This is a genomic window from Mycobacterium sp. SMC-4 (genome assembly GCF_025263265.1).
Taxonomy (GTDB): domain Bacteria; phylum Actinomycetota; class Actinomycetes; order Mycobacteriales; family Mycobacteriaceae; genus Mycobacterium.
Map to the genome: position 1 here is coordinate 3,962,210 of NZ_CP079869.1, position 22,737 is coordinate 3,984,946.

Annotated in this window: 18 protein-coding genes and 1 pseudogene; 9 read left to right on the forward strand and 10 right to left on the reverse strand. The window is 68.2% G+C overall.

Annotation, left to right across the window (positions count from 1 at the left end; translation table 11 throughout):
* The first annotated feature begins 82 nt into the window (after positions 1 to 82).
* Positions 83 to 1,300, forward strand: coding sequence for an acyl-CoA dehydrogenase family protein (locus tag KXD98_RS18725; protein WP_260759836.1), 1,218 nt, complete (start codon positions 83 to 85; stop codon positions 1,298 to 1,300).
* 5 nt (positions 1,301 to 1,305) lie between these two features.
* Here the strand turns inward: KXD98_RS18725 and KXD98_RS18730 are convergent, their stop codons facing one another.
* Genes KXD98_RS18730 through KXD98_RS18740 form a run of 3 tightly spaced genes read right to left on the reverse strand, consistent with a single transcriptional unit; the run spans position 1,306 to position 6,644 of the window.
* The gene (locus tag KXD98_RS18730) at positions 1,306 to 2,841 is read right to left on the reverse strand and encodes a GMC family oxidoreductase (RefSeq protein ID WP_260759837.1); all 1,536 of its coding nucleotides are present in this window, start codon (positions 2,839 to 2,841) and stop codon (positions 1,306 to 1,308) included.
* A 9-nt stretch (positions 2,842 to 2,850) separates the two neighbouring features.
* On the reverse strand, positions 2,851 to 5,499 hold the full coding sequence (locus tag KXD98_RS18735) for an ATP-binding protein (RefSeq protein WP_260759838.1): 2,649 nt from the start codon (positions 5,497 to 5,499) through the stop codon (positions 2,851 to 2,853).
* Entirely contained in the window at positions 5,496 to 6,644 is a 1,149-nt protein-coding gene (locus KXD98_RS18740; protein WP_260759839.1) for an exonuclease SbcCD subunit D, read from the reverse strand. Before KXD98_RS18740 ends, KXD98_RS18735 begins: the two co-directional genes overlap by 4 nt.
* Before the next feature lie 115 nt (positions 6,645 to 6,759).
* Between KXD98_RS18740 and KXD98_RS18745 the strand changes: the two genes are divergently transcribed.
* Together KXD98_RS18745 and KXD98_RS18750 are read left to right on the forward strand one after the other, a co-directional pair.
* A complete protein-coding gene (locus tag KXD98_RS18745) occupies positions 6,760 to 7,272 on the forward strand; it encodes a histidine phosphatase family protein (protein WP_260759840.1) in 513 nt (170 codons plus the stop codon).
* A gap of 337 nt (positions 7,273 to 7,609) precedes the next feature.
* On the forward strand, positions 7,610 to 8,779 hold the full coding sequence (locus KXD98_RS18750; protein ID WP_396883212.1) for an IS30 family transposase: 1,170 nt from the start codon (positions 7,610 to 7,612) through the stop codon (positions 8,777 to 8,779).
* 108 nt (positions 8,780 to 8,887) lie between these two features.
* Here the strand turns inward: KXD98_RS18750 and KXD98_RS18755 are convergent, their stop codons facing one another.
* Together KXD98_RS18755 and KXD98_RS18760 are read right to left on the reverse strand one after the other, a co-directional pair.
* On the reverse strand, positions 8,888 to 9,427 hold the full coding sequence (locus tag KXD98_RS18755; RefSeq protein WP_260759841.1) for a DUF3558 domain-containing protein: 540 nt from the start codon (positions 9,425 to 9,427) through the stop codon (positions 8,888 to 8,890).
* Positions 9,424 to 10,017 carry a DUF3558 domain-containing protein gene (locus KXD98_RS18760; protein ID WP_396881617.1) on the reverse strand — a complete coding sequence of 198 codons (594 nt, stop codon included), beginning with the start codon at positions 10,015 to 10,017 and terminating at the stop codon, positions 9,424 to 9,426. Before KXD98_RS18760 ends, KXD98_RS18755 begins: the two co-directional genes overlap by 4 nt.
* A 117-nt stretch (positions 10,018 to 10,134) precedes the next feature.
* Between KXD98_RS18760 and KXD98_RS18765 the strand changes: the two genes are divergently transcribed.
* From KXD98_RS18765 to KXD98_RS18775, 3 genes are all read left to right on the forward strand, one after another.
* Positions 10,135 to 11,877, forward strand: coding sequence for an ABC transporter ATP-binding protein (locus KXD98_RS18765; RefSeq protein ID WP_260765297.1), 1,743 nt, complete (start codon positions 10,135 to 10,137; stop codon positions 11,875 to 11,877).
* A gap of 20 nt (positions 11,878 to 11,897) precedes the next feature.
* Positions 11,898 to 13,775, forward strand: coding sequence for an ABC transporter ATP-binding protein (locus tag KXD98_RS18770; RefSeq protein ID WP_260765298.1), 1,878 nt, complete (start codon positions 11,898 to 11,900; stop codon positions 13,773 to 13,775).
* A gap of 68 nt (positions 13,776 to 13,843) precedes the next feature.
* On the forward strand, positions 13,844 to 16,021 hold the full coding sequence (locus KXD98_RS18775; protein ID WP_260759843.1) for a molybdopterin-dependent oxidoreductase: 2,178 nt from the start codon (positions 13,844 to 13,846) through the stop codon (positions 16,019 to 16,021).
* On the opposite strand, the gene KXD98_RS18780 is transcribed toward KXD98_RS18775, so the two are convergent.
* The 3 genes from KXD98_RS18780 to KXD98_RS18790 all read right to left on the reverse strand — a co-directional run bounded on the left by KXD98_RS18780 (position 16,012) and on the right by KXD98_RS18790 (position 17,388).
* Positions 16,012 to 16,212, reverse strand: a complete 201-nt coding sequence (locus tag KXD98_RS18780; protein WP_260759844.1) for a hypothetical protein — start codon at positions 16,210 to 16,212, stop codon at positions 16,012 to 16,014. The genes KXD98_RS18775 and KXD98_RS18780 overlap by 10 nt on opposite strands.
* 71 nt (positions 16,213 to 16,283) lie before the next feature.
* Positions 16,284 to 16,715 carry a D-aminoacyl-tRNA deacylase gene (gene dtd, locus KXD98_RS18785; protein WP_260759845.1) on the reverse strand — a complete coding sequence of 144 codons (432 nt, stop codon included), beginning with the start codon at positions 16,713 to 16,715 and terminating at the stop codon, positions 16,284 to 16,286.
* A 19-nt stretch (positions 16,716 to 16,734) separates the two neighbouring features.
* Positions 16,735 to 17,388 carry a DUF305 domain-containing protein gene (locus KXD98_RS18790; RefSeq protein ID WP_260765299.1) on the reverse strand — a complete coding sequence of 218 codons (654 nt, stop codon included), beginning with the start codon at positions 17,386 to 17,388 and terminating at the stop codon, positions 16,735 to 16,737.
* A 105-nt stretch (positions 17,389 to 17,493) separates the two neighbouring features.
* On the opposite strand from KXD98_RS18790, the gene KXD98_RS18795 reads away from it, so the two are divergent.
* From KXD98_RS18795 to KXD98_RS18805, 3 genes are read left to right on the forward strand one after another with little or no spacing between them, the layout of a single operon-like run.
* Positions 17,494 to 17,703, forward strand: coding sequence for a heavy-metal-associated domain-containing protein (locus KXD98_RS18795; RefSeq protein ID WP_260759846.1), 210 nt, complete (start codon positions 17,494 to 17,496; stop codon positions 17,701 to 17,703).
* A 6-nt stretch (positions 17,704 to 17,709) separates the two neighbouring features.
* A complete protein-coding gene (locus KXD98_RS18800; RefSeq protein WP_260759847.1) occupies positions 17,710 to 17,868 on the forward strand; it encodes a hypothetical protein in 159 nt (52 codons plus the stop codon).
* A gap of 5 nt (positions 17,869 to 17,873) precedes the next feature.
* Entirely contained in the window at positions 17,874 to 20,081 is a 2,208-nt protein-coding gene (locus KXD98_RS18805) for a heavy metal translocating P-type ATPase (protein WP_396883244.1), read from the forward strand.
* A gap of 151 nt (positions 20,082 to 20,232) precedes the next feature.
* Here KXD98_RS18805 and KXD98_RS18810 read toward each other — a convergent pair.
* Positions 20,233 to 21,511 (reverse strand): annotated as a pseudogene (locus KXD98_RS18810) (DUF222 domain-containing protein).
* 88 nt (positions 21,512 to 21,599) lie between these two features.
* Complete coding sequence (locus tag KXD98_RS18815) at positions 21,600 to 22,718, reverse strand: adenylate/guanylate cyclase domain-containing protein (RefSeq protein WP_260759849.1); 1,119 nt, start codon at positions 22,716 to 22,718, stop codon at positions 21,600 to 21,602.
* Positions 22,719 to 22,737: the final 19 nt, after the last annotated feature.

The window sequence follows — 22,737 nt, forward strand, 5'->3', positions numbered from 1 at the left end:
CAGGGTGAGCGCCTCCTCGCGGTTCGGTTCGTGCTGAGCGAAACGGGTGCGCTGCGATGGCAGGCCTCGGTAGAACCGGCTCATGACCTCAGTGCACGAGACCATTTCGTCGGAGCTGCCCGGATCGGCGGCCTTCACCGCCCTGCTGGCGCAGATCAAGGCCGGCGCAAGAGACCGAGACCTCAACGACGAGAACCCTTTTGAGCAGGTCGCCGCGCTCAAGCGAGCCGGCTTCGGCACGCTGCGGCTGCCCGCGGACCTGGGCGGAGCGGGATTGTCGGTCCGGCAGCTGTTCGCCACGATCATCGACGTCGCCCGTGCCGATCCGATTGTGGCGCACATCTTCCGCACCCACTTCTGGTTCGTCGAGGAGCGGCTGCGCACCGCCGACGATCCGGTGTCGCGGGGATGGCTGAGCAAGGTCGCAGGCGGCAGCCTGTTCGGCAACGCGTTCAGCGAGAAAGGTGCCCATGCCGTCGGCAGCCTGGTGTTCAACACCCGGTTGCTGCCCGCCGAGGGGGGTGGCTACCGGCTCACCGGCGAGAAGTTCTACAGCACCGGAACGCTGTTCTCGGACTATCTGACCGTCACGGCCACCACCGATCACGACTCGGTCGCCACCGTCATCGTTCCGGCGGATCGCGACGGGGTATGGATCATCGACGACTGGGACGGCTTCGGACAACGCCGCACCGGCACCGGGACGACGACCTTCACCGACGTGGTCGTCACGTCCGAGGAGGTGCTCAGTGACATCCCCTACGACGCTGATCCGGTGCCCACCGTGCAGTACGCGTCGCTGCAGTTGTTCATCCACGCGGTGGTCGCCGGGATTCTGGAGTCCGTGGTCGACGACGGCGTCGCGCTATTGCGTTCCCGGGAACGCAATTTCAGTCACGCAGCCGCGGAACGACCGACCGACGATCCGTTGCTGCAGCGCCAGCTCGGCGAGCTGGCCAGCGTCGCCTATGTCGCCCGCGCCGCAGTGCTCGATGCGGCAGCCGCGATCGAGGCGGCCAACGCCTCACAGCGGGCCGGCGTGCCCGATGCCGAGCTGGCCGCTGCGGCACAGCTGAAAGTTGCCAAGGTCAAGGTCCACCTCGACGACATCGCACCGACGGCCGCGAGCCGACTGCTGGAGCTGGGCGGAGCCAGCGCGGCCAGCCGCACCCTCAACCTCGATCGCCATTGGCGCAACATCCGCACCATCACGCTGCACAACCCGGTCGGGTACAAGGCGCGGGTTATCGGCCAGAATCTGTTGCACGGCACGGAGATTCCGGCCAACGCGTACTTCTGAGGCAATCAGGAGGTGATCAGATCGGCAGCCTTCTCGCCGATCAGCATCGAGGGCGCCTGGGTATGGCCGCGAATGATCGTCGGCATCACCGACGCATCGGCCACCCGCAGCGCCGTCACACCGCGCACCCGCAACTGCGGGTCGACGACGCTGGCGTCGTCACGGCCCATCCGACAGGTGCCGACGGGGTGATACAGCGTGTGCGACAGCGATTCCAGCGCTCTACCGAGGGTGTCGTCGTCGAGGATCGACGCGTCGAGCGGGCGGGCGATCCGGCCCACGATGTCCTTGAGCGCGGGTGCCCGGGCGATGTCGGCGCACATCCGCAGTCCGGCCATCAGGGCTGCCCGGTCGGCGCCGGCATCGTCGGTGAGGTAGCGCGGATCGATGGCCGGCTTGTCATGCGGATCGGAGGAGCGCAGCGCGATCGTTCCATGGCTGCGCGGCTTGAGCAGGATCGGGCCCATCACCACTGCGTGGCCCACGTACGGGTCACCGATGCCCTCGTCGAAATACGGTGCAGGAGCGAAGATCAGCTCCAGGTCAGGCAGGTCCAGGTCCGGTCTGCTCTTGACGAAGCCGTAGGCCTCCCCCACGTTCGAGGTCAGCATTCCGCGCCGGCGCACCAAGTAGTTGACGAGCTCCAGAGGTTTCTGAGCGTCGGTCAGTGAGCCATAGGGAATGTCGAAGCCCAGCGGCACCACCAGGTGGTCGAGCAGATTGGTGCCGACCTCCGGTGAATGGGCAACGGTGACGATGCCCAGCCGGGCCAACCGGTCGTGATCGCCGATGCCGGAGAGCATCAGCAGCTGTGGGGTGTTGATCGCTCCGGCACACAGCACCACCTCGCGGCGTGCGGTGACCACCGTCCGACCGGACTTGCCGTCGAACTCGACGCCGATGGCACGGTTGCCGGCGATAACCACCCGGGTCGCTGTCGCCTCGGTCAGCACAGTGAGGTTCTTGCGCTTGCGGATCGGCTTGAGGTAGGCATCGGCGCAGCTGAAGCGGGAACCGCGGCGCTGCGTCACCCGGGTCTGGCAGAAACCCTGCGGTTGCCCCTGGTTGGGTTCCTCGACGCGGTGGCCGCATTGCTCGGCCGCCGTCAGCCAGGCCGCCGTCGCTGCGCGCGGGCTGCGCTGGGGCGAGATGACCAGCGGACCGGACTCGATGCGGTGCAGATACGGCTGCAGGTGGGCATGGTCCCATTCGGCACCGGCGTGCTCGCCCCACTCGTCGTAGTCGGCGTCGAAGCCACGGACCCACATCATCGCGTTCATCGACGTCGAGCCGCCGAGCATCTTGCCGCGCGGCCAGTAGATGCGCCGGCCGGCCAGACCTTGCTGCGGCTCGGTCAGGTAGTCCCAATCCAGCGGCCCCCGCATCAGCCGGGAGAATCCGGCCGGGATGTGAACGAACGCATCCTTGTCACGCGGTCCGGCCTCCAGCACGACGACTCGCACCGACGGATCGGCACTGAGTCGATGGGCCAGAACAGCTCCGGCCGCTCCGGTTCCGACGATGACGTAATCGGCGTCCACGGGCGGAGTCTAGAGCGAGCCGGCGAGCTCGATGTGACAGGCACTGCGAATGTCGGCATACCGTTGCGGGCTGCAGGTCAAGATGATGACCTGACCGTCGTGGGCCACCGCGTCGAACACCTCGGCCATCTTGGCCAACCGGTCCGGGTCGGTGAACCCCAGCGCGTCGTCGATGACGACGGGAACGCTGTCCTGGGTGGCGACCATCGATGCCCCGGCAAGCCGGGCCACGATGCCCAGTTGCTCCTTGGCTCCGCCCGAGAGCGACTCGTAGGGCACCGTGCGCCCAGACAGGGTGCGTGCCCCGATCCTCAGATCACTGTCGACATCGACCTCGAAGCTCTCCCCGAAGACCAGCCGGCCCAAACGTTCCACCTCGCCGCGGTACGGGTCGACGTAGCGCATCCGCGTCGCGTCGCGGTGGCGGCTCATCACCGTCTTGAGCAGCTGCGCCGCGCGGGCGCGGCGGTGCACCCGCTGGTACTCGCTTTCGGCGTGCTGACGCTCACCTTCTGCAGCGTCGAGGGCACTACGGCGTCCCTCGGACCCGTACACCTTCAGCGCCGCCGCCACCTCCCGCAGCGCTTCGGCGGTTTCACTGTGCCGGCCCGACGCGGCGGTGTGGGCACGCTGCGCCCGTTCCAGTTCGGTGGCCACCGCGTCGGGCTGGTGACCGGCCAACTCGTCGCGCAACCGGGCCGCTGCCTGACTGGCGGCCTGGGCGGCCAGAGCGTCGGCGTCGGCCTTGATCGCGAGATCCTCGTCGTTGGTCTCGGCCCGCTGGGCAGCCAGCCGTTGCTCGGCGACGGCCAGTTCGTCGCGCGCCGATTGCAGCTTCTCCTTCGCACGCGCGGCCCGCAGCGCCCGCTCGGAGACCAGCTTGGCGGTCTCGGCAGCGACCTTGCGTTGCGTCTCGCACTTCGCGCGCGCCTGCTGGTGGGCCGCAACCTCGGCGGCCAGTTGCGCCCGCAGTTGGGCCGGCGGCACCGCTTCAGCTGGCATCGCGGAGTCGCCGGCGGCCAGCCGGGTGCGCAGCTCGGCAACCTGACCGCGCACCAGTTCGGCGTCGCCTTCGGCGGTGAGCGCCTGCAGGATCGCGGTGTGCTCCTTGACCGTGGCCAGTAGTTCGGCGCGGCGCTGCTGCAGGGCTCGTGCTTGGTCGACATCGGCGGCGCCGGCACGCTCGAGCGCTTCCTGCAGCACCGCGGTGGCGGCGCCGAGTTCAGCTTGCGAGCTGGCTGCCGGGGCACCGGGCACGACGCGTACCGACAGCAGTCCGGCGACGTCGACGCCGGTTGCTGCGGTGATCGCGGACTCCCAGCTGTCGCCGGCGCGCAGCGTCACCGGTTGCCCGGCGATACGCAGTTCGACGTCGGCCGCGGCCAACACCTCGAGGTGCGCCGAAGCCCGTTCGGCGGCGGCAGCAGCTTGCTCGACCGCGGCCGCGGCATCGTCGATCACCGTCATCAGCGCATCGGTGAGCTGGATCGTCCCGAGTTCGCGGACAGCGGCGTCCAGGGCGCGCTGGTGGTCCTCCAGTGCGCTGAGCCGGCCGAGGAGCCGCGAGAGCGTCTCACGGTCGGTGACCAGCTGCACAGCGGCGTGCGCGGCGTCCAAGCGCTGTTGTGCGTTCTCCAGCGCCACTCGGGCCTGCTCGGCGGTGGCCTCGGCGGTGACGTTCATCTCGATCGCGGTGTCGTGCTCCTCGGCCGCGCTTTCGGCGGCGACCTGCAGATCGGCGATGGCGGCGACCCGCTCCTCGACGTCGGCCCGGCAGCGGCGTCGTTGCTGCAACGCGCTGCCCGAGTGCGCGGCGGTGTCGGCGGCCGATGTGGCCAAGACCCCGGCCCGCTCGACCTCCTGCCGCAACGCCGCGATTTGCTGCGCCGCGCTCTGTGCCTGTGCCAATTCCTCAGCTGCCCGGCCTTTTTCGGTGTTCACCGCGGCCAGCTGCGCGGTCAGGGCAGCGTGCCGACGCACTGCCTCGTCGACCTCGGCGACTGCGGCTGCGCACCGGGCGGCCTCTTCGTCGCAGGCGCGCAGCCGGCTGCTGGCCGCCGCCCACTCGCCGGTGGGCCGTCCGGTCGCGGTGAAGTAGCGCCGATACTCCGCGTCGATCCGGTCGACCAGCAGCGTCTCCGCGCTTCCGGTCACCGTCGGTTCCTCGTCGACCTCACCGGCGACCACGTCGAGAGCCCGCGACAGCGCATCACATCCCGACAGGTCGACAGCCGACGTCGACGCCGACTGCAGCACCCGCTGGGCCTGCCACAGCTCGACGTCCATCGTCTCAGCGAGGATGGCGCGGACCCGCTCATGGGCTTCGTCGCCGGTGTGCTGCTCACGGCGCGGAGTCAGCACCGTCAGTTCGGTCTCGGGGCGCTTGTGAAAACGCTTGCGGTACACGAACCGGTACGGGCCGGTGGAAATGTCGGCGGTGACCTCCGCACCGACGTCGGCATGGGTGGGCTTGACCTGCTTGACTTCTTTTTTCGTCGACCGGTCCTTGGCCTCGAGCAGCAGGTCGAGTGCTTCGAGCATCGACGACTTGCCCGTCTCGTTGGGTCCGCTGACCACCACGATGCCGTGGTCGGGAAACTCGATGTCGCGGTGGGTGATTCCGCGGTAGTTCGTCAGCGTCAACCTGTGCAACCTCATGCCGCGCCCCCGTCGGTCAGACGCAGCAGCAGGGCCAGCGCCGCGCGCGCGTCCTCGGCGTCCTCACCGCTGGAGCGGGCGGTGGCCACCAGTTCCGCCACCGCGGCCGCGGCGAAACCACCGATGTCGAGGTCGTCGAACTCCCCGTCGGCCGGCAGCACCGCGATCTCGGTCGCCTTGTCCCAGGGCACCAGAGCCGCGAACAGCCGGGCGTAGCGGTCCAGGCACGCGTCGAGCGCGGCCTTGTCGGTGACGGTCAACGTCCCGGTCAACCCGAGCCGGACCACGGTGCGGTCCTTGTCGGGCAGCAGGTCGAGGTTGATGTCGAGATCGGCGACGTCGCGGCTGTTGTCCACGGCGTGCCGCAGCGACAGGAAGCGCCAGTGACCGACCCGGCGTGGGTCGACTTGGACCGGCCGGCGCGGGTCGGTCTCGTCGATGTCGACGACGAGCACCTGTCCCGGATCGGGTTCGATGTCGTCGTAGTTGGTCACCTCCGGTGACCCCGAGTACCAGATCCGTCCGGTACCTCCGACCTGCAGGCAGGAGTGCTTGTCGCCCAGCGCCACATAGTGCACGGCGCCCCGTTCGATGGCGGCCTCGACGCCTGCGAGCCCGATCAGCGACGGACGGTCCTTGTCGGGAACCAGGATGTCGACCGCGCCGTGGCCGACGAGGATGCGGGTGACGTCGTCGGCGGGTAATCCGGCGAGTACCTCGGCGACGAGGTCAGCGGTGGGCGCCTTGGACGACCACGGTGCGGCCACCAGCTCCACCCCCGGGCCGATCTCGTGGACCCCGGGACGATCGAGCACGACCACGTTGTCGGGGCGTTCGGAGGTGAACAGCGGGCTGGTGTACACCGACGCGGCATCGAGTGGGTCGTGGTTGCCCGGCAGCAGGTAGACCGGCACCCCGATGGTGCGCATCGCCTCCAGCGCCTGACTGACCTCGCGCAGCGCGAGCTGGTTGTGCTCGAACACATCGCCGGCCACCACGACGAATTCCGCGCCGGTCTCGGCCGCCAGGGCCCCCAGCGCGGCGACAGCTTCCCGGCGGGCCGACGAATACCGCGGCTGCGCATCGCCGTTGAGGAAGTACCGGGTCATGCCGAGTTGCCAGTCGGCAGTATGCAGAAATCGCACGTCGGCCCCCGTTCTGTCCCAGCTCCCGACGAGCTCTTCGTCGGGCAAGGCGAGTGTATGGCCGCCTGCCGACAAGTCCGGGGACGCGCACCGGCATGGCCTAGCCTTGGTGGCCATGACCGGTACTGTCCGCACGTTGCTGCTGCTGCGCCATGCCAAGTCCGACTACCCGGACGGGGTGACCGACCACGACCGACCGTTGGCGCCCCGCGGGGTGCGCGAGGGTGCCCTGGCCGGCGACTGGATCAGGGCGCACGTTCCACCGGTCGACGCGGTGTTGTGCTCGACGGCGCAGCGCACCCGTCAGACGTTGGAACGCACCGGCATCGACGCCCCGGTCCGCTATGCGGCGCGGGTGTACGACGCCACACCGGGCATCGTGCTCGACGAGATCAACAGCGCCGAAGCGCATTTCGGCGCAGACCCGGCCACACTGCTGGTGGTGGGACACGAACCGGTGATGTCCTCGCTGGCGCTGGGCCTGGCCGGCGACAGCGATTCGGAGGCGGCGCGGCAGATCGCGGCGAAGTTCCCCACGTCGTCGGTGGCGGTGCTGCGCACCGAGACGCCCTGGGCCGGGCTGGAACTCGGGGGCGCGGAGCTGGTGGCGTTCCACACCGCCCGCTGACCTGCCGAGCGTGCGCGTAGGGCGGTCGGTGCCGCCGAGCGTGCGTCCAGGGCGCTAATCGCGCCTCAGACTCAATCGGTCGTTGCAACACCTGATTGTTGAGGGGTGTTGTTCGATGGGGTGGAGTCATCTCGGTGGCAAAGGCGTTCCGGACTCGGTGCGTGAGAGCTTCGATGTGGCGTTGAGGTCGGGATTGGCGCCGACGGCAGCGGCAACAGTGGCTGGCGTTTGTGGTGCGACCGGCCGTAGGTGGGCGAGGGAGGCTGGTTACAAGCCCGATCCGCGGCACTGTGGCACTCGGTACTCGCCCGCGGTGCGAGCGGCGTTTTGGGCGGCGATGCATGACGGGGCCACCGTCGTGGCCGCGGCGGTGGCTGCGGGCGTGTCGGAGAATCAGGCACGACGCTGGGTCGCTCAGGCTGGTTATGTGCCCCTGACCCCTGTCGCTGCCAACGACGACGCCGATGCCGCCCGAGACCTCGATAGCCTACGTCGGCGCGGCCGGCTGACGTTTGACCAGCGGTGGCGCCTGGAGCGGCTGCTGGCCGCCGGGGCGACGGTAGCTCAAGCCGCTGACGCGTTGGGCCGGGACCGGTCGACGATCTACCGCGAATGTGCCCGTGGAGCCACCCCCAGCGGGTACCGGGCTGGCGTGGGCCATGACGTCGCTGCCATTAACACTAAGCGGCCCAAGAAGCGCAAGCTCGAGACTGCTTCTGTGCTGTTGGACGAGGTCGTGACACGCTTGAAGCGGCGCGACAGCCCAGAACAGATTGCGGGCCGGTTGCGCCTTGATTTCCCCGACGATCCGGAGATGTGGGTGTCCCACGAGACGATCTATCAAGCCCTCTATGTTCAACCCCGTGGGGAACTGGCACGCCTGATCAAGCAGGCACTTCGGTCCGGTCGAACTCACCGAAAACCTCAGGGCCGCAAAACCAACGAGAGCCGCGGCCAAATCAAAGACATGATCAATATCAGCGAGCGTCCCGCCGAGGCTGATGACCGCGCAATCCCCGGGCACTGGGAAGGGGACCTCATCCTGGGTAGCACCGCCTCAGCCTCAGCGATCGGCACCATGGTCGAACGGACCACCGGGTTTGTCATGCTGCTGCACCTGCCCGGTGATCGCACCGCAGCCACCCTGGCCGAGGCGATGAGTGCCAAAATCCCCGAGATCCCGGAGATCCTGCGCCGCTCGTTGACCTGGGACCAGGGCAAGGAAATGGCCCTACACACCCAGATCACCCAGGCCACCGGCCTGCCCATCTACTTCTGCGACCCCCACAGCCCCTGGCAGCGCGGCACCAACGAAAACACCAACGGCCTCCTACGCCAATACTTCCCCAAAAGCACTGACCTGTCGTTCTACGGTCCAGGCTGGCTCGACCAAGTCGCCGCCGAGCTCAACTCCCGTCCCCGCAAACGCCACGGCTGGCGCACGCCCGCAGAAGAACTCGACCGTCTACTCTCAGACCCGTCCACATTTGTTGCAGCCACCGCTTGAATCCGGCCGCCTCGGATCCGCCCTGGACGCACGCTGGGCGCGAATCCTACACACTGAGCGCACGCTGGGCGCTCGGACCGAATAACGTTCGGCACGAAGGCGATCTGGTCAGGCGCGGGTCGCCAGTGTCAGCTCCATGAGTTTGATCGCCTTGGCGCATGCGTCGATGCCGGGTGCCTGCGGGTTGACCCACCAGCCGACCACGCCGGCCGCGTCGCTGGCCACTCCGCACGCGCCGTTGGGATCGTCGGGCCGCATCACGAACGACGTGATACCCGCGATCGAGCGGTTCTCGATCTGGTAACCCAACTCTTCGGCAACCTCACGCTCGTTGTCGAGACTGCCCAGTTCGAACCAGAAGCGGGTGATGTCGACCAGTCCGGCCGGGTTGGCGGCCTGCCACCGACACACCGCTCCGACGAAGGTGCTCTGGATATCCAGCGGATCTGCCCCGACGGTCTCGGCCAGAATGTCCTCGGTGAGCACCTCGCACTCCTTGAGCAGGTTGGGGTACTGCCGTTCGGAATCGTAGTTGCGAGGGGTGCTGCCGGACCCGGCCTTGGCCGCGGTGCCGTCCACCGTTTGAGTGCAGCCGGTCAGGGTCAGCAACGCAGCTGCCGCGGCCACCAGCGCGCGCCGCCCCCTCATTTCGCGTTCACGATCGATTGCCGGGTCAATTCCTTGGCCACCTCACAGGCGTCGGGAAACGGAGGCATGCCGTAGCTGATCGACCACTCGATGAAGTCGTCCTCGAACTGGATGCCGACCTCGCACAGGTTGACGCCGTAGACCGGGTCTTCGTTGATGCCGATGAACCCGTCATGACCCTCGATGTTGAGGTCCTCGACGCTGGTGCGCGACAGTTCCATGGTCTTGCGTTCACGCCCGATGGGGCTGCCGCGGAACCAGGTGAACGAAAAATGCGGACCCAGGATGCTGCCACCGGCCAACCACTGGCAGCCCACCGACGTCTTGGCGGTGTTCACCAGTCCCTGCACACGGGTCTGTCGGGTGATCTCCTCATCGCTGATACCGCCGCACTGCGGGAAGAACGGCCCGTGTGCGATGTCTTCGTTCTGCGCCTCGGTGGGCGGCACCTGCGGAGCGGGCGACTGACCGTCGGAGCACCCGGCCAGCACCGGGAACACGGCTGCCAGCGCGACGGCCAGCGCGGAACGCACCCGGGATACCGCGGCAGGCCGGCTGATGCTGCGCTGGCTGTGGTTCACGCCATGCACTGTAGCGGCAGCGCGCGCGCCCAACCACCGACAGGCCGGGTGAGCAGGGGATTTAACGAATTCTCAGGTGGGTCAGCCGAACACGTCGGCGCGGCGCTGGTGTGCGAGAGTAGCGGGATGCTCTGGGGGCTGCTCCGCCGGCATGTGCGGCCGTATCGCCGGTTGCTGGCCGTGGTCGCCGCACTCCAGGTGGTCAGCACGCTGGCGACGCTGTACCTGCCGACGGTCAACGCGGCGATCATCGACGACGGCGTCGCGCTGGGGAACCTGCGCCGCATTGTCGAGCTCGGACTGGTGATGCTGGCGGTCACCGCCGTCCAGGTGGTCTGCGCCGTCGGCGCGGTGTACTTCGGCTCGCGCGCGGCGATGGGCTTCGGACGCGACCTGCGCTCGGTGTTGTTCCACCATGTCACCGGGTTCTCCGCCGAGGAGACCGCGCGCTTCGGGGCGCCGTCTCTGCTGACCCGGACCACCAACGACGTCCAGCAGATCCAGCTGCTGCTCCAGCTGACCTGCACCATGCTGATCACCGCCCCGATCATGTCGGTGGGCGGCATCTTCATGGCGATCCACCAGGACGCCGGCTTGTCCTGGCTGCTGCTGGTCAGCGTTCCGGTGCTGGCCGCGGCCAACTACTGGATCGTGTCGCATCTGCTGCCGATCTTTCGGCGCCTACAAGGACAGATCGACGGCATCAACCGGGTGATGCGCGAGCAGCTGACCGGACTGCGGGTGGTCCGGGCCTTCGCCCGGGAGCCGCACGAGCGTGCCCGCTTCGCCGAGGCCAACCACGCGCTGGCCGGCACCGCGCTGGAGGCGGGACGGTGGCAGGCGCTGATGCTGCCGGTCACCACCCTGGTCATCAACGTCTCCAGCGTGGCGCTGATCTGGTTCGGCGGTCTGCGCATCGACGCCGGCCAGATGCAGGTCGGATCGTTGATCGCATTCCTGTCCTACTTCATGCAGATCCTGCTGGCCGTGCTGATGGCGACGTTCATCCTGGTCATCATCCCGCGCGCCTCGGTGTGCGCCGAGCGGATCACCGAGGTGCTCGACACCCAACCCGCCGTCGAGAACCATCCCGCACCCGACGCACCGGCCACCGTCACCGGCGAAATCCGGTTCGCGTCGGCGACTTTCAGCTACCCCGGCGCAGACCGCCCGGTGCTGCAGGACGTTTCGCTGACGGTTCGGCCTGGGACCACCACCGCGGTTGTCGGGTCCACCGGCTCGGGGAAGTCGACGCTGATCTCACTGATCTGCCGGCTCTACGACGTCACCGGGGGGGCGGTGCTGTTGGACGGGACCGATGTGCGCGACTACGACATCGAGCGGTTGTGGAGCCTCATCGGCCTGGTGCCGCAGCGCGGCTATCTGTTCTCCGGAACCGTGGCCGACAACCTGGCGCTCGGCGCGACACCGGGACGTGAGGTCACCGAGGAACAGATGTGGGCGGCGCTGCGGGTCGCAGGTATCGACGACTTCGTCGCCGCGCACCCCGACAGACTCCAGATGCCGGTGGCCCAAGGCGGGATGAACTTCTCGGGCGGACAACGTCAGCGGCTGGCCATTGCCCGCGCGGTGATCCGCCGGCCCGCGATCTACCTGTTCGACGACGCGTTCTCGGCCCTCGACGTGCACACCGACGCACGGGTCCGACAGGCTCTGCGCGAGGTGTCGGCAGAGGCCACGGTCGTCATGGTCTCCCAACGCATCTCGACAGTGGCCGGCGCCGACCAGATCGTGGTGCTCGACGACGGCCGGGTGGTGGGCACCGGCAGCCACGACGACCTGCTGCGGACGTGTCAGACCTACCGGGAGTTCGCCGAGTCCCAAGGGGTCCGGACGGGCCGCCGGTGAACGCGCCGTTGGCCCGCCCGATGCGGATGGGCGAACCGCCTCAGGCCCGGTCGCGCGATTTCAAGGGCTCGGCGATCCGGCTGCTGAAGCTGCTCGCGCCCAACCGGGCGATGACGGCCGCGGTGATGGTGCTCGGCGTTGGCGGCATTGCGATCGGCGTGATCGGACCGCGGATCCTCGGACATGCGACCGACCTGCTGTTCGACGGCGTGATCGGCCGCCAGCTGCCCGCCGGCCTGACCCGCGAGCAGGCCATCGAGGCGGCCCGCGCACGCGGTGAGGACAGGTTCGCCGATTTGTTGTCGGGCTCCGGCGCGGTCCCCGGACAAGGCGTCGACTTCGCTGCGGTAGCCCGCACGCTGGCACTGGCGTTGGCGTTGTACCTGATTGCCGCACTGATGGTCTGGCTGCAGGCCCGGCTGCTCAACGTCGTGGTGCAGCGCACCATCGCCGGGCTGCGGAGCTCGGTCGAGGACAAAGTGCACCGGCTGCCGCTGCGCTACTTCGACACCCGACAACGCGGCGAGGTGCTCAGCCGGACCACCAACGACGTCGACAACCTGCAGCAGTCGCTGGCCATGTCGATCACCCAGCTGCTGACTTCGGTGCTGACCGTTGTGGCGGTACTGGTGATGATGCTGACGATCTCACCGCTGCTGACCCTGCTGACCGTCGTCACCGTGCCGTTGTCGCTGTGGGTGACCCGCTCGATCGCGCGGCGGTCACGCACCCTGTTCGTCGCTCAGTGGACCAATACCGGAAAACTCAACGCACACATCGAGGAGACCTACAGCGGCTTCACCGTGGTGAAGACCTTCGGTCACCGCGCGCAAGCCGAGGAACGGTTCCGCGAGCTCAACGACGACGTCTACCAGGCCAGCTTCGGGGCACAGTTCCTGTCCGGCCTGGTCTCCCCGGCCACCATCTTCATCGGCAACCTCAGCTACGTGGCGGTCGCGGTCGTCGGCGGCCTGCAAGTCGCCACCGGGCAGATCACGCTGGGCAGCATCCAGGCCTTCATCCAATACGTCCGGCAGTTCAACCAGCCGCTGACCCAGATCGCCGGGATGTACAACACCATGCAGTCCGGAGTGGCCAGCGCCGAGCGGGTATTCGACCTGCTCGACGCCGAGGAGGAGACACCGGACGCGGTGCGGCCACTGCCCGCCCCCATCGGCGGCGGCGGACGGGTGGAGTTCGAGCACGTGCGGTTCGGCTATCAGCCCGCTACCCCGGTCATCGAGGACCTGTCCCTGGTGGTCGAGCCGGGCACCACCGTGGCCATCGTCGGACCGACCGGTGCCGGCAAGACGACGCTGGTGAACCTGTTGATGCGGTTCTACGAACTGGATTCGGGCCGGATCCTGCTCGACGGCGTCGACATCGCGTCGGTCAGCCGCGACTCGCTGCGTTCGCGGATCGGCATGGTGCTGCAGGACACCTGGCTCTTCGCCGGCACGATCTATGACAACATCGCCTACGGCCGGCCCGATGCAACCCGCGACGAGGTACTCGACGCGGCCCGCGCGGCCTATGTGGACCGGTTCGTGCACACGCTGCCCGACGGTTATGACACCCGGGTCAACGATGGCGGCACCAACATCAGCGCCGGGGAGAAGCAACTCATCACGATCGCCAGAGCCGTTCTGGCACGACCCCAGCTGCTGGTGCTCGACGAGGCGACCAGCTCCGTGGACACCCGCACCGAGGTACTGATCCAGCGGGCGATGACCCGACTGCGCCGCGACCGCACCAGTTTCATCATCGCCCATCGACTTTCGACGATCCGGGACGCCGACGTGATCCTGGTGCTCGACGCGGGCCGGATCGTGGAGCAGGGCAGTCACCAGGAGCTGGCGGCCGCCCGGGGTGCGTACTGGGCGATGACGCAGGCCTGAAGCCTGCTGAGCACATTGCTCAATTGCGTTCCGCGGACACGCCGCGCGCGCTCGGGCAGCATGGCCGCATGCCCCGGACTGTGCACACGTTCTGCCGGTACTGCCTGGCGGCCTGCGGGGTCGAGGTCACCGTCGCCGACAACAGAGTGCTCAAGATATCTCCGGACAAGCAGAACCCGCACAGCTGGCGGGACTTCTGCGCCAAAGGACGGACCGCGGCGCAGGTCGTCGAGCACCCCGCGCGGATCACCGCCCCGATGAAACGGGTCGGTGACCATTATGTCGAAACCGGCTGGGACGAAGCGATCGCCGACATCGCGGCACGCCTGAACACGATCATCGACACCGGTGGCCCCGACGCTGTCGGCGCGTACTACGGCAATCCGGCCGGGTATTCGTCGTCGAACCTGATGTTCATGAATGCCTGGATGGACGCCATCGGCACTTTCAACCGCTACGCGGTGGGCTCGGTGGACCAGAACGCGATGCACGTGGTGGCCGAGAAGATGTACGGCTCAGCGCTGATGGTACCGGTCTCCGACGTCGACAACTGCGATTTTTTTCTGTTGGTCGGCGCCAATCCCGCTGTCAGCGCCTGGAATTGGCTGGAGTCGGTACCCGGCGGGTGGCGACGCACCCTGGCGCGTCAACAGCAGGGTGCGCGAATCGTGGTGGTCGACCCGCTGCGCACCGAAACCGCCGAGCGCGCCGACGTGCACCTGGCCGTACGGCCCGGGCAGGACTGGGCGCTGCTGCTGGCCATGGTCAAGGTGATCCTCGACGAAGGCCGGGAGCACCGCGCCGACTGTGCCGGGACAACCGTGGGGATGGCCGCCTTGCGCACCCTGGTCGGCGTGGCAGACCTGGACGACCTGGCGACCCGCTGCGATGTTCCGGTCAGTGACATCGTGTCGGTGGCACGCGATTTCGCAACTGCCGAGCGAGCCATGGTGGTGACGCGGACCGGCGTGTCATTGCACCTGGGCGGCACCGCAGCCGAATGGCTGGGTCATGTGCTCAACGTGATCACCGGCCGGATGGACCGGCCGGGAGGCCGGCGCTACGAGCCCGGATACGTCGACGCGGTGCGATTGGCCGGGTTGGCCGGTACCACTGCGCACAAGAGCCGACTGCGCGGCCGAGATCTGGTGGCCGGCGCCCACGCGCTGAGCGAACTTCCCGACGAGATCACCACCGCCGGCCGCGGACAGATCCGCGCCCTGCTGATCAACAGCGGTAATCCCGTGGTGTCGGGCCCGGACGGCACCAAGCTCGATGACGCGCTGGCGCAGCTGGATCTGTTGGTGGCCATCGACTTCGTGCAACGCGAAAGCCACCGGCACGCGCACTGGCTGCTACCCGCGGTGCACTGGCTGGAGCGCGATGACCTGCTGGCGTTCACCAGCAACCTGCACGACGAGCCCTACCTGCACTACGGGGTACGCGCAGTCGCGCCCCCACCGCGAGCGCGCGAGGAGTGGCGCATCTTCACCGACCTCGCGTTGGCGATGAATCGACCGCTGTTCGGTGTGCGCGGACTCAATGCGTTTGTCCGGGGTTCGCGGTGGGTGGCCCGGCTGACCGGGCGGACCGGTCTCGAGTTCGGTCCGGAATGGGTGAACCGGCTGCTGGTGGCCACGAGCCGAAAGGTCGATGGACACCGGATCCGCTGGCGCGAGGTGCTGGCCCACCCGCACGGCTGGGTGCTCGGACCACGCGAGTACGGCCACTTTCGTGACGCGCTACGCACCCCCGACAAGAAGGTGCAGGTTGCGCCGCCCGAGTTCGTCGCCCGAGTCCGCGAGCTGCTCGCCGAGCCGGCAGCGACGCCGCCGCCGGACTACCCATTCCAGCTGGGTAATCGCCGTCACCGGCACTCGATGAACTCGTGGCTCAACGAGCTGCCCGGTCTGCACCCGTCCGGGAAGGGCACCAACGTGGTCATCCATCCCGAGGACGCGGCGCGACTCGAGGTCACCGACGGCGACCGGGTCAGGGTGCACTCCGCCGTCGGTGCGGTGGAACTGAGCGTCGCGGTCAGCGACGTGCCGCGGTGCGGCGTCGTCGTCATCGACCATGGTTGGGGGTCAAGGGTTTTCGATCCCCGCGGGCAGTCAGAGCCGCTGGCCTACGGAGTCAACCGCAATCTGCTCGTCGACGGCGACGCGGTGGACCCGCTGTCGCAGACCGCGGCCTTGAACTCGACGTACGTGGCGATCGAACCGGTGCTGCGGGATCAGCGTTGACGCAGCACGACGGCTCCGCCGCCGACGGCGACAACGAGCAGGAGCGCGATCGCCCATCCCGCACCCGCCAGCCACCACACCAGAGCAAGACCCACCAGAATCGGTGACAGCGCGAACAGTGTCATTGCGGGATGCTGCCGGATGACGGCGAGCGCGCCGGCGGCACGTTGCCGGTCGATGTCCTTTGCCATCACTCCAGGATGCCAGCGGCGGCGCCGCGCGGCATCCGGATGCCGCCGACCGCGCGAACCCGGGCCGGCGATCACAACTCCAGCAGCACCGTCACGGGTCCGTCGTTGACGAGCTCGACTGCCATGTCGGCACCGAAGACTCCCGTCTGCACCTCGGCTCCGAGCTCGGCAAGCGCCCCGGCGAACGCGTCGACCAACGGTTCGGCGAGCGCCCTCGGCGCGGCGGCATTCCAGGTGGGCCGGCGCCCCTTGGTGGTGTTGCCGTACAACGTGAACTGGCTGACCACCAGGATCGGGGCGCCGACCTCACTGGCCGACTTTTCTTCATCGAGAACCCGCAGCTGCCAGAGCTTTTCAGCCAATTTGCGGGCGACGGCCGCGTCGTCGGTATGGGTGACCCCGACCAGCGCGAGCAACCCCTGGCCGGCGGGCGAGATCTCTCCGACGACGGCGCCGTCGACCCGCACCCGGGCAGACGTGACGCGCTGCACCAGGATTCGCATGCCGCGATACTGCCACGCCTCAGAGCGAGTCGAGGACCTGCCTCATCTCGTCGATCTCACGTTGCTGGCTGTCGATGATCTCCCGGGCCAGCCGCACTGCGTCCGGGTTCTGGCCGTTGTCCACCTCGGTCTGGGCCATCCGGACCGCGCCCTCGTGGTGTTTGATCATCCCGGTCAAAAACTGCCGGGCGGCGTCGACACCTTCGGCATCACGGAGCTGATCGAGCTCGGGCTCGCTCAGCATGCCCATCTCCTCGTGACCGGCCCCGTGATGGGCGTGCGGGTCGGACTGGGGAACGTCCCAGTCGGTCAGCCACTGGTTCATCGTCTCGATCTCGGGACCCTGGGCCGCCTTGATCCGCTCGGCCAGATCGACCACCCGCTCATCGACGCCATCCTTGGCCAGCACGATGTCGCTCATCACGATGGCCTGCTCATGATGGGGCACCATGTCGCGGGCAAACGCCGCGTCGGCATCGTTGTGGGTGGCGCGCTCGGCGTCGGTGCCGTCGTGGGTGTCAGCGGCACCGTCGGTGGGAGCGCTGGTGTGCTCGGTGTGGGCGCCGGTGTCCCCCGCGGGCTCGGTAGCGTTGTCGCCGCAGCCTGACAGCAGCAGCACCAGCGTGGCGATCGCCGCGCCTGCCGCGGCAGGTGCTCGACGGGTGGAGATCATCATTGAGGCTCCCTTTCGTTTCGTCCTACCTGTTTTCCTGTATACCCTAGGGGGGTATAGTACACATCATCGCACGGCGCCCGCCGCCCATCGCTGAGGAGTGACATGAGCACCACCACCACCATCACCGTCGCCGGCATGACCTGCGGGGGCTGTGCATCGTCGGTCCGCGCGGAACTCCAGGCCATCCCAGGCGTCACCCAGGTCGACATCGACCTCTCCCACGGTACGGTCACGATCAACAGCACGGGTCCGGTCGACGACGCAGCGGTGCAGTCCGCCGTCGAAGAGGCCGGTTATCAACTGGCGAGCTGACCGGAGATGACAGTCGCCACCAGGATCGCCGCGTTCGCCGCCACGCTGGTCGCGGTATTCGTGATCGCGCTCTGGGTGGGTCAGACGGTCGGTCCGCAACCGGCAACCCCAGGACCGCAGCCGTCGATCGGCCACCATCATCCCCCCGGGGGTGACACACCGTGACCTCGATGGAACTGACCATCGGGGGGATGACGTGCGCATCGTGCGCCGCCCGGGTCGAAAAGAAACTCAACAAGCTCGACGGTGTCACCGCGACGGTCAACTTCGCGACCGAGAAGGCCCGCGTCGAGTTCGGCGCCGACGTCACCCCCGACCAACTCGTCGCGGCGGTGCAGGCTGCGGGCTACGAAGCCGCCCTGGATGCCGCCCAGCGCGATCCCGGCGAAGAGGCCGGCCCCGACCCGACCGCTGCTCTGCGGCAACGCCTGCTCATCTGCGTCGTGCTGTCGGTGCCGGTGATCGCGATGGCGATGGCCCCGGTTCTGCAGTTCACCTACTGGCAATGGCTGTCGCTGACTTTGGCCGCGCCGGTCGTGGTGTGGGGCGCGTGGCCGTTTCACCGCGCTGCGTGGACGAACCTGCGGCACGGCACCGCGACGATGGACACGCTGATCTCGGTGGGCACATCGGCTGCGCTCGGCTGGTCGGTGTATGCACTGTTCTGGGGCAACGCCGGCGTCCCCGGCCTGAAGCACCCGTTCGAGCTGACCATCGCGCGCACCGACGGCAGTGCGCATATCTACCTCGAAGCCGCGGCCGGGGTCACCACCTTCATCGTGGCGGGCCGCTACTTCGAGGCCCGGGCCAAGCGTCGGGCCGGCGCCGCGCTACGGGTCCTGCTGGAAATGGGCGCCAAAGAAGTGACCGTCCGCCGCAACGGTGTCCAGCAACGCATTCCAGTGGACAGACTCGCCGTCGGCGACGAGTTCGTGGTGCGGCCGGGTGAGAAGATCGCCGCTGACGGGACGGTCATCGAGGGATTCTCTGCCGTCGATGCGTCCATGCTCACGGGGGAGTCGGTGCCGGTGGAGGTCACCTCCGGCGACCCGGTGGTGGGCGCCACGGTCAACGTCGACGGTCAACTGATCGTTCGCGCCGATCGGGTCGGCGCCGACACCCAGTTGGCGCAGATGGCCCGCCTGGTGGAGGACGCGCAGAACGGCAAGGCGCAAGCCCAGCGCATCGCCGACAGGATCTCGGGAGTCTTCGTGCCCGTGGTGATCGCACTGGCGGTGGCCACGCTGGGGTTCTGGATCGGGGCGGGCTTCCCCCTGGTGGCCGCGTTCACCGCGGCGGTATCCGTGCTGATCATCGCCTGCCCGTGCGCACTCGGCCTGGCGACCCCGATGGCCCTGATGGTCGGCACCGGACGCGGCGCACAACTCGGGATCCTGATCAAGGGGCCGGAGATCCTGGAGTCCACCCGTCAGGTCGACACCGCACTTCTGGACAAGACCGGAACGGTCACCACCGGGACGATGGAACTGGTCGAGGTGATCGCCGCCGACGGCGAGGACCCCGACGAGGTACTCAAGCTCGCCGGGGCCCTGGAGTATGCGTCGGAGCACCCCATCGCGCGGGCCATCAGCACCGAGGCTGCCGACACAATGGGTCCTCTCCCGGCAGTGTCCGATTTCGCCAACCTGCGTGGGCTGGGGGTGCGCGGCACCGTCGAGAACCGGACCGTGCTGGCGGGCCGTGTGCGGTTTCTCGACGATCAGGGCCATCAGCTCGAGCCCCGACTGCTCGAGGCGACGCAGCGCGCCGAACGCGACGGTCGCACCGTGGTCGCGGTGGGTTGGGATGGTCACGCACGGGGGTTGATGGTTGTCGCCGACGCCGTCAAACCCACCTCCGCGCAGGCCATTGCGGCGTTGCGCCGCCTGGGCATCCGGCCGATCATGGTCACCGGGGACAACGAAGCGGTGGCCCGCACCGTGGCCGGCCAGGTCGGCATCGACGAGGTGATCGCCGGGGTGCTGCCGGCCGAGAAGGTGGATACCGTCAAGCGACTGCAGGACGAGGGCCGGGTGGTCGCGATGGTCGGCGACGGTGTCAACGACGCAGCCGCGCTGGCCCAGGCCGATCTCGGCCTGGCGATGGGCAGCGGAACCGACGTGGCGATCGAGGCCAGCGACCTGACCTTGATCGCCGACGACCTGCGCGCCGTACCTGATGCGATTCGGTTGTCCCGCAAGACATTGAGCACCATCAAGGGCAACCTGTTCTGGGCGTTCGGCTACAACGTCGCCGCGCTTCCGCTGGCCGCGGCCGGCCTGCTCAATCCGATGATCGCCGGTGCCGCGATGGCGTTCAGCTCGGTCTTCGTGGTCAGCAACAGTCTGCGACTGCGGGCCTTCGCCCCGTCGCGCTGATCGGACTGACAGTCATCGTCAATTAGGATGTGCCTGAGACGAATTCAGCCGACCAGCTAGCGACGGTGGTTACGTCCATGGCGACTGCCGAGCACGTCTACGATCTGTGCGACACCACGCCCACACCGCGGTGATCGGCGCCGGTGAGGTCCTAGTTGGTGTGGGTGGGTGGTGGTGGTTGGTAGGGGTCATACCACCACCAGTGGGCGCGTTCGCCGGTCGGGCCGGGGTAGGGCGCCACGTCGGGTGCGGTGGTGGTGGGTGGGCGGGCCAGTGATCCGGGCTGCAGTGTTTGGCCGGTGGAGTCGGTGACGGTGATGTCGTGTCCGGGCCCGGTGATGGTGAGGATCCCGCGGTGATGGGCACGGTGATGCCAGGGACACAGCAGCACCAGGTTGTCCAGGTCGGTGGCTCCGCCGTCTTCCCAGTGCCGGAGGTGATGGGCATGCAGGCCGCGGCTGGCCCCACACCCGGGTACCGCGCAGCTGGGGTGGCGATACTCCAGGGCGCGGCGCAGTCGGCGGCTGATGGTGCGGGTGGCCCGCCCGGACCCGATCAGCTGGCCGTCGCGCTCGAACCACACCTGGGCGGTGGCGTCACAGCCCAGGTATTGGCGCTCGGCGTCGGCGAGCAGCGGCCCCAGATGCAGTGAGCTGAGCTTGTCGGTGACATCGACATGCACGATCACGGTGGTGTGCTGCCCGTGCGGGCGCGCCGCCACCTCGGCATCCCAGCCGGCCTCGACCAACGCCATCAACGCATCCACCCTCGTGGGCATCGGCGCCCGCGCCCCCGGCCCCTCCTCGTCGTCGTCAGCAGGATCGTCGGTGTCGGTGGTGTGGTCGCGTTTCCAGTCGGCGATCAGCCCGTCGTGCTGGGATGCCAGCCCGGCTTCGAATTTCGCTGATTCGATGGTGGGCAGCCAGATGGTCCAGCAGGTCATGTCCCCGTTGGCCCGCGTACTGATCGACGGCCTCGGCTGTGGACGTGGATCGGGATCAGGTCGGGGTTCGAGTTTGATGGCGGTGCGTAGCTGGGTGACCGTGGCGCTCTGGGCCAGCTCGGCGTAGTGCTCGTCCGAGCCCTGCCCGGCGCGTTGGGCGATCACCGCGACCTGATCGAGCGACAACCGACCCTCCCGCAACCCCGTCCACGCAGCGTGGGAACTCGGTGAGCCGGTCGGCGATGGCCACCATGGACGTGGCGTTGTTCGGGGAGGCCCCGGTTTTCCAGGCCACCAACGCCGCCAGCGATCGACACCCGGTGATGCCCCACAACCCATCACGGTCGATCTCGGCGACGATGTCCACCAGACGGCCATCGATGGCATTACGCTGCCCACACAACTCGGCGACCTCATCGAACAACACCGCCAACCGCTCCGCCGGAGACCCGACGTCGGCCCCGCTGTCCGTTGCGACCGAAGACATGAACCCATGATCGCACCGGGGTCTGACATTGATAATGGAAGAGCGTTACCGGGCGCCGCCCAACGCAGTACGAGAACCGCTCGGCCAGTTAGGCGTCCGCGCGCCGCGCCCGAAACAGCTTGACGTCGGACTTGATGCCCTTGAGCCGGCGCGCGCCGGCGAACGACCACGAGAAGCGCGTGTCGTCGCCGATCGCGTCGCGTGCCGATTCGGCCACCAGCACCGAACCGGGCCGTGCGGCGCCGGTGACCCGGGCGGCGAGGTTGACCGGACTGCCGAACCAATCCCCCGACCGGCTCACCGCCATCCCGCAGGCCAGTCCGACGCGTAGCCGCGGGAAGTCGTCGTCCTCGTTGGTGGCATCGACCAGGGCCAGGACGGCCTCCAGTAGTGGCACCGGGTCGGTGCTGACCAGCATGACCTCGTCACCGATCGTCTTGATGAACCGCACCGGCGGCGCGGCGACCTCACGAGTCATATCGGCCAACCGTTGCGACAACCGCTCCAGATCCTCCGGGGGCACGACCTCACCGAGCCGGGTGAACCCGACCAGGTCGGCGAAAGCGATGCTGACCTCCCGGGCCCCGGGCAGATGCTGACCTTCGGCCCGTTCACTGGCACTGACTGCCTCGGTTTCGATGGCGTGGCGCAACTGCAGCAGCAACACGTTCTGGATCATCGGGCCCAGCAGCGGCGCCAACGACGAGACCAGCGACTCAGAGGCCTTGGCGATCTCCAGTTCGGTTGCCCCGGGCTGGATCACAGCCGCCAGCGCGGCGTGGCGCATCGCCTCGGCAGCACGCGCAAGCCCATCACCGAGCAGCCTGGTGATCTGCACCAGCTCGTCGGCGTCGATTCCGGCGTCGAGGAAATCGCGGGTGAACTTCGCGGCCTCGGCGTCGGCGCGCAGAAACACCTTCGCGTCGGCTTCCTCGACCCGGGGCAGCCCCATGGCGTGCTGGATCCGCTCGAACAGATCGAGGTCCACCCGCGCGTTCTCGGCGGCCTCGCGCGCCGAGATGTAACGACCGTCGTCGCCGATCAGCTTGCGCGATGCCAGCAGCATCGGCGACGGGTTGGTCCGGATCTGATCGATGCTGACGCCGCGCTCGAGCAACCAGCTGATCAGCTCGGCACGTTCCCGGCGCGCGGGGCCGTCGAGCCCGTCGAGCAGTCCGGCCACCTCGGGATCGACGTCTTCGGCCACGCGGTCAAACGTATACGGC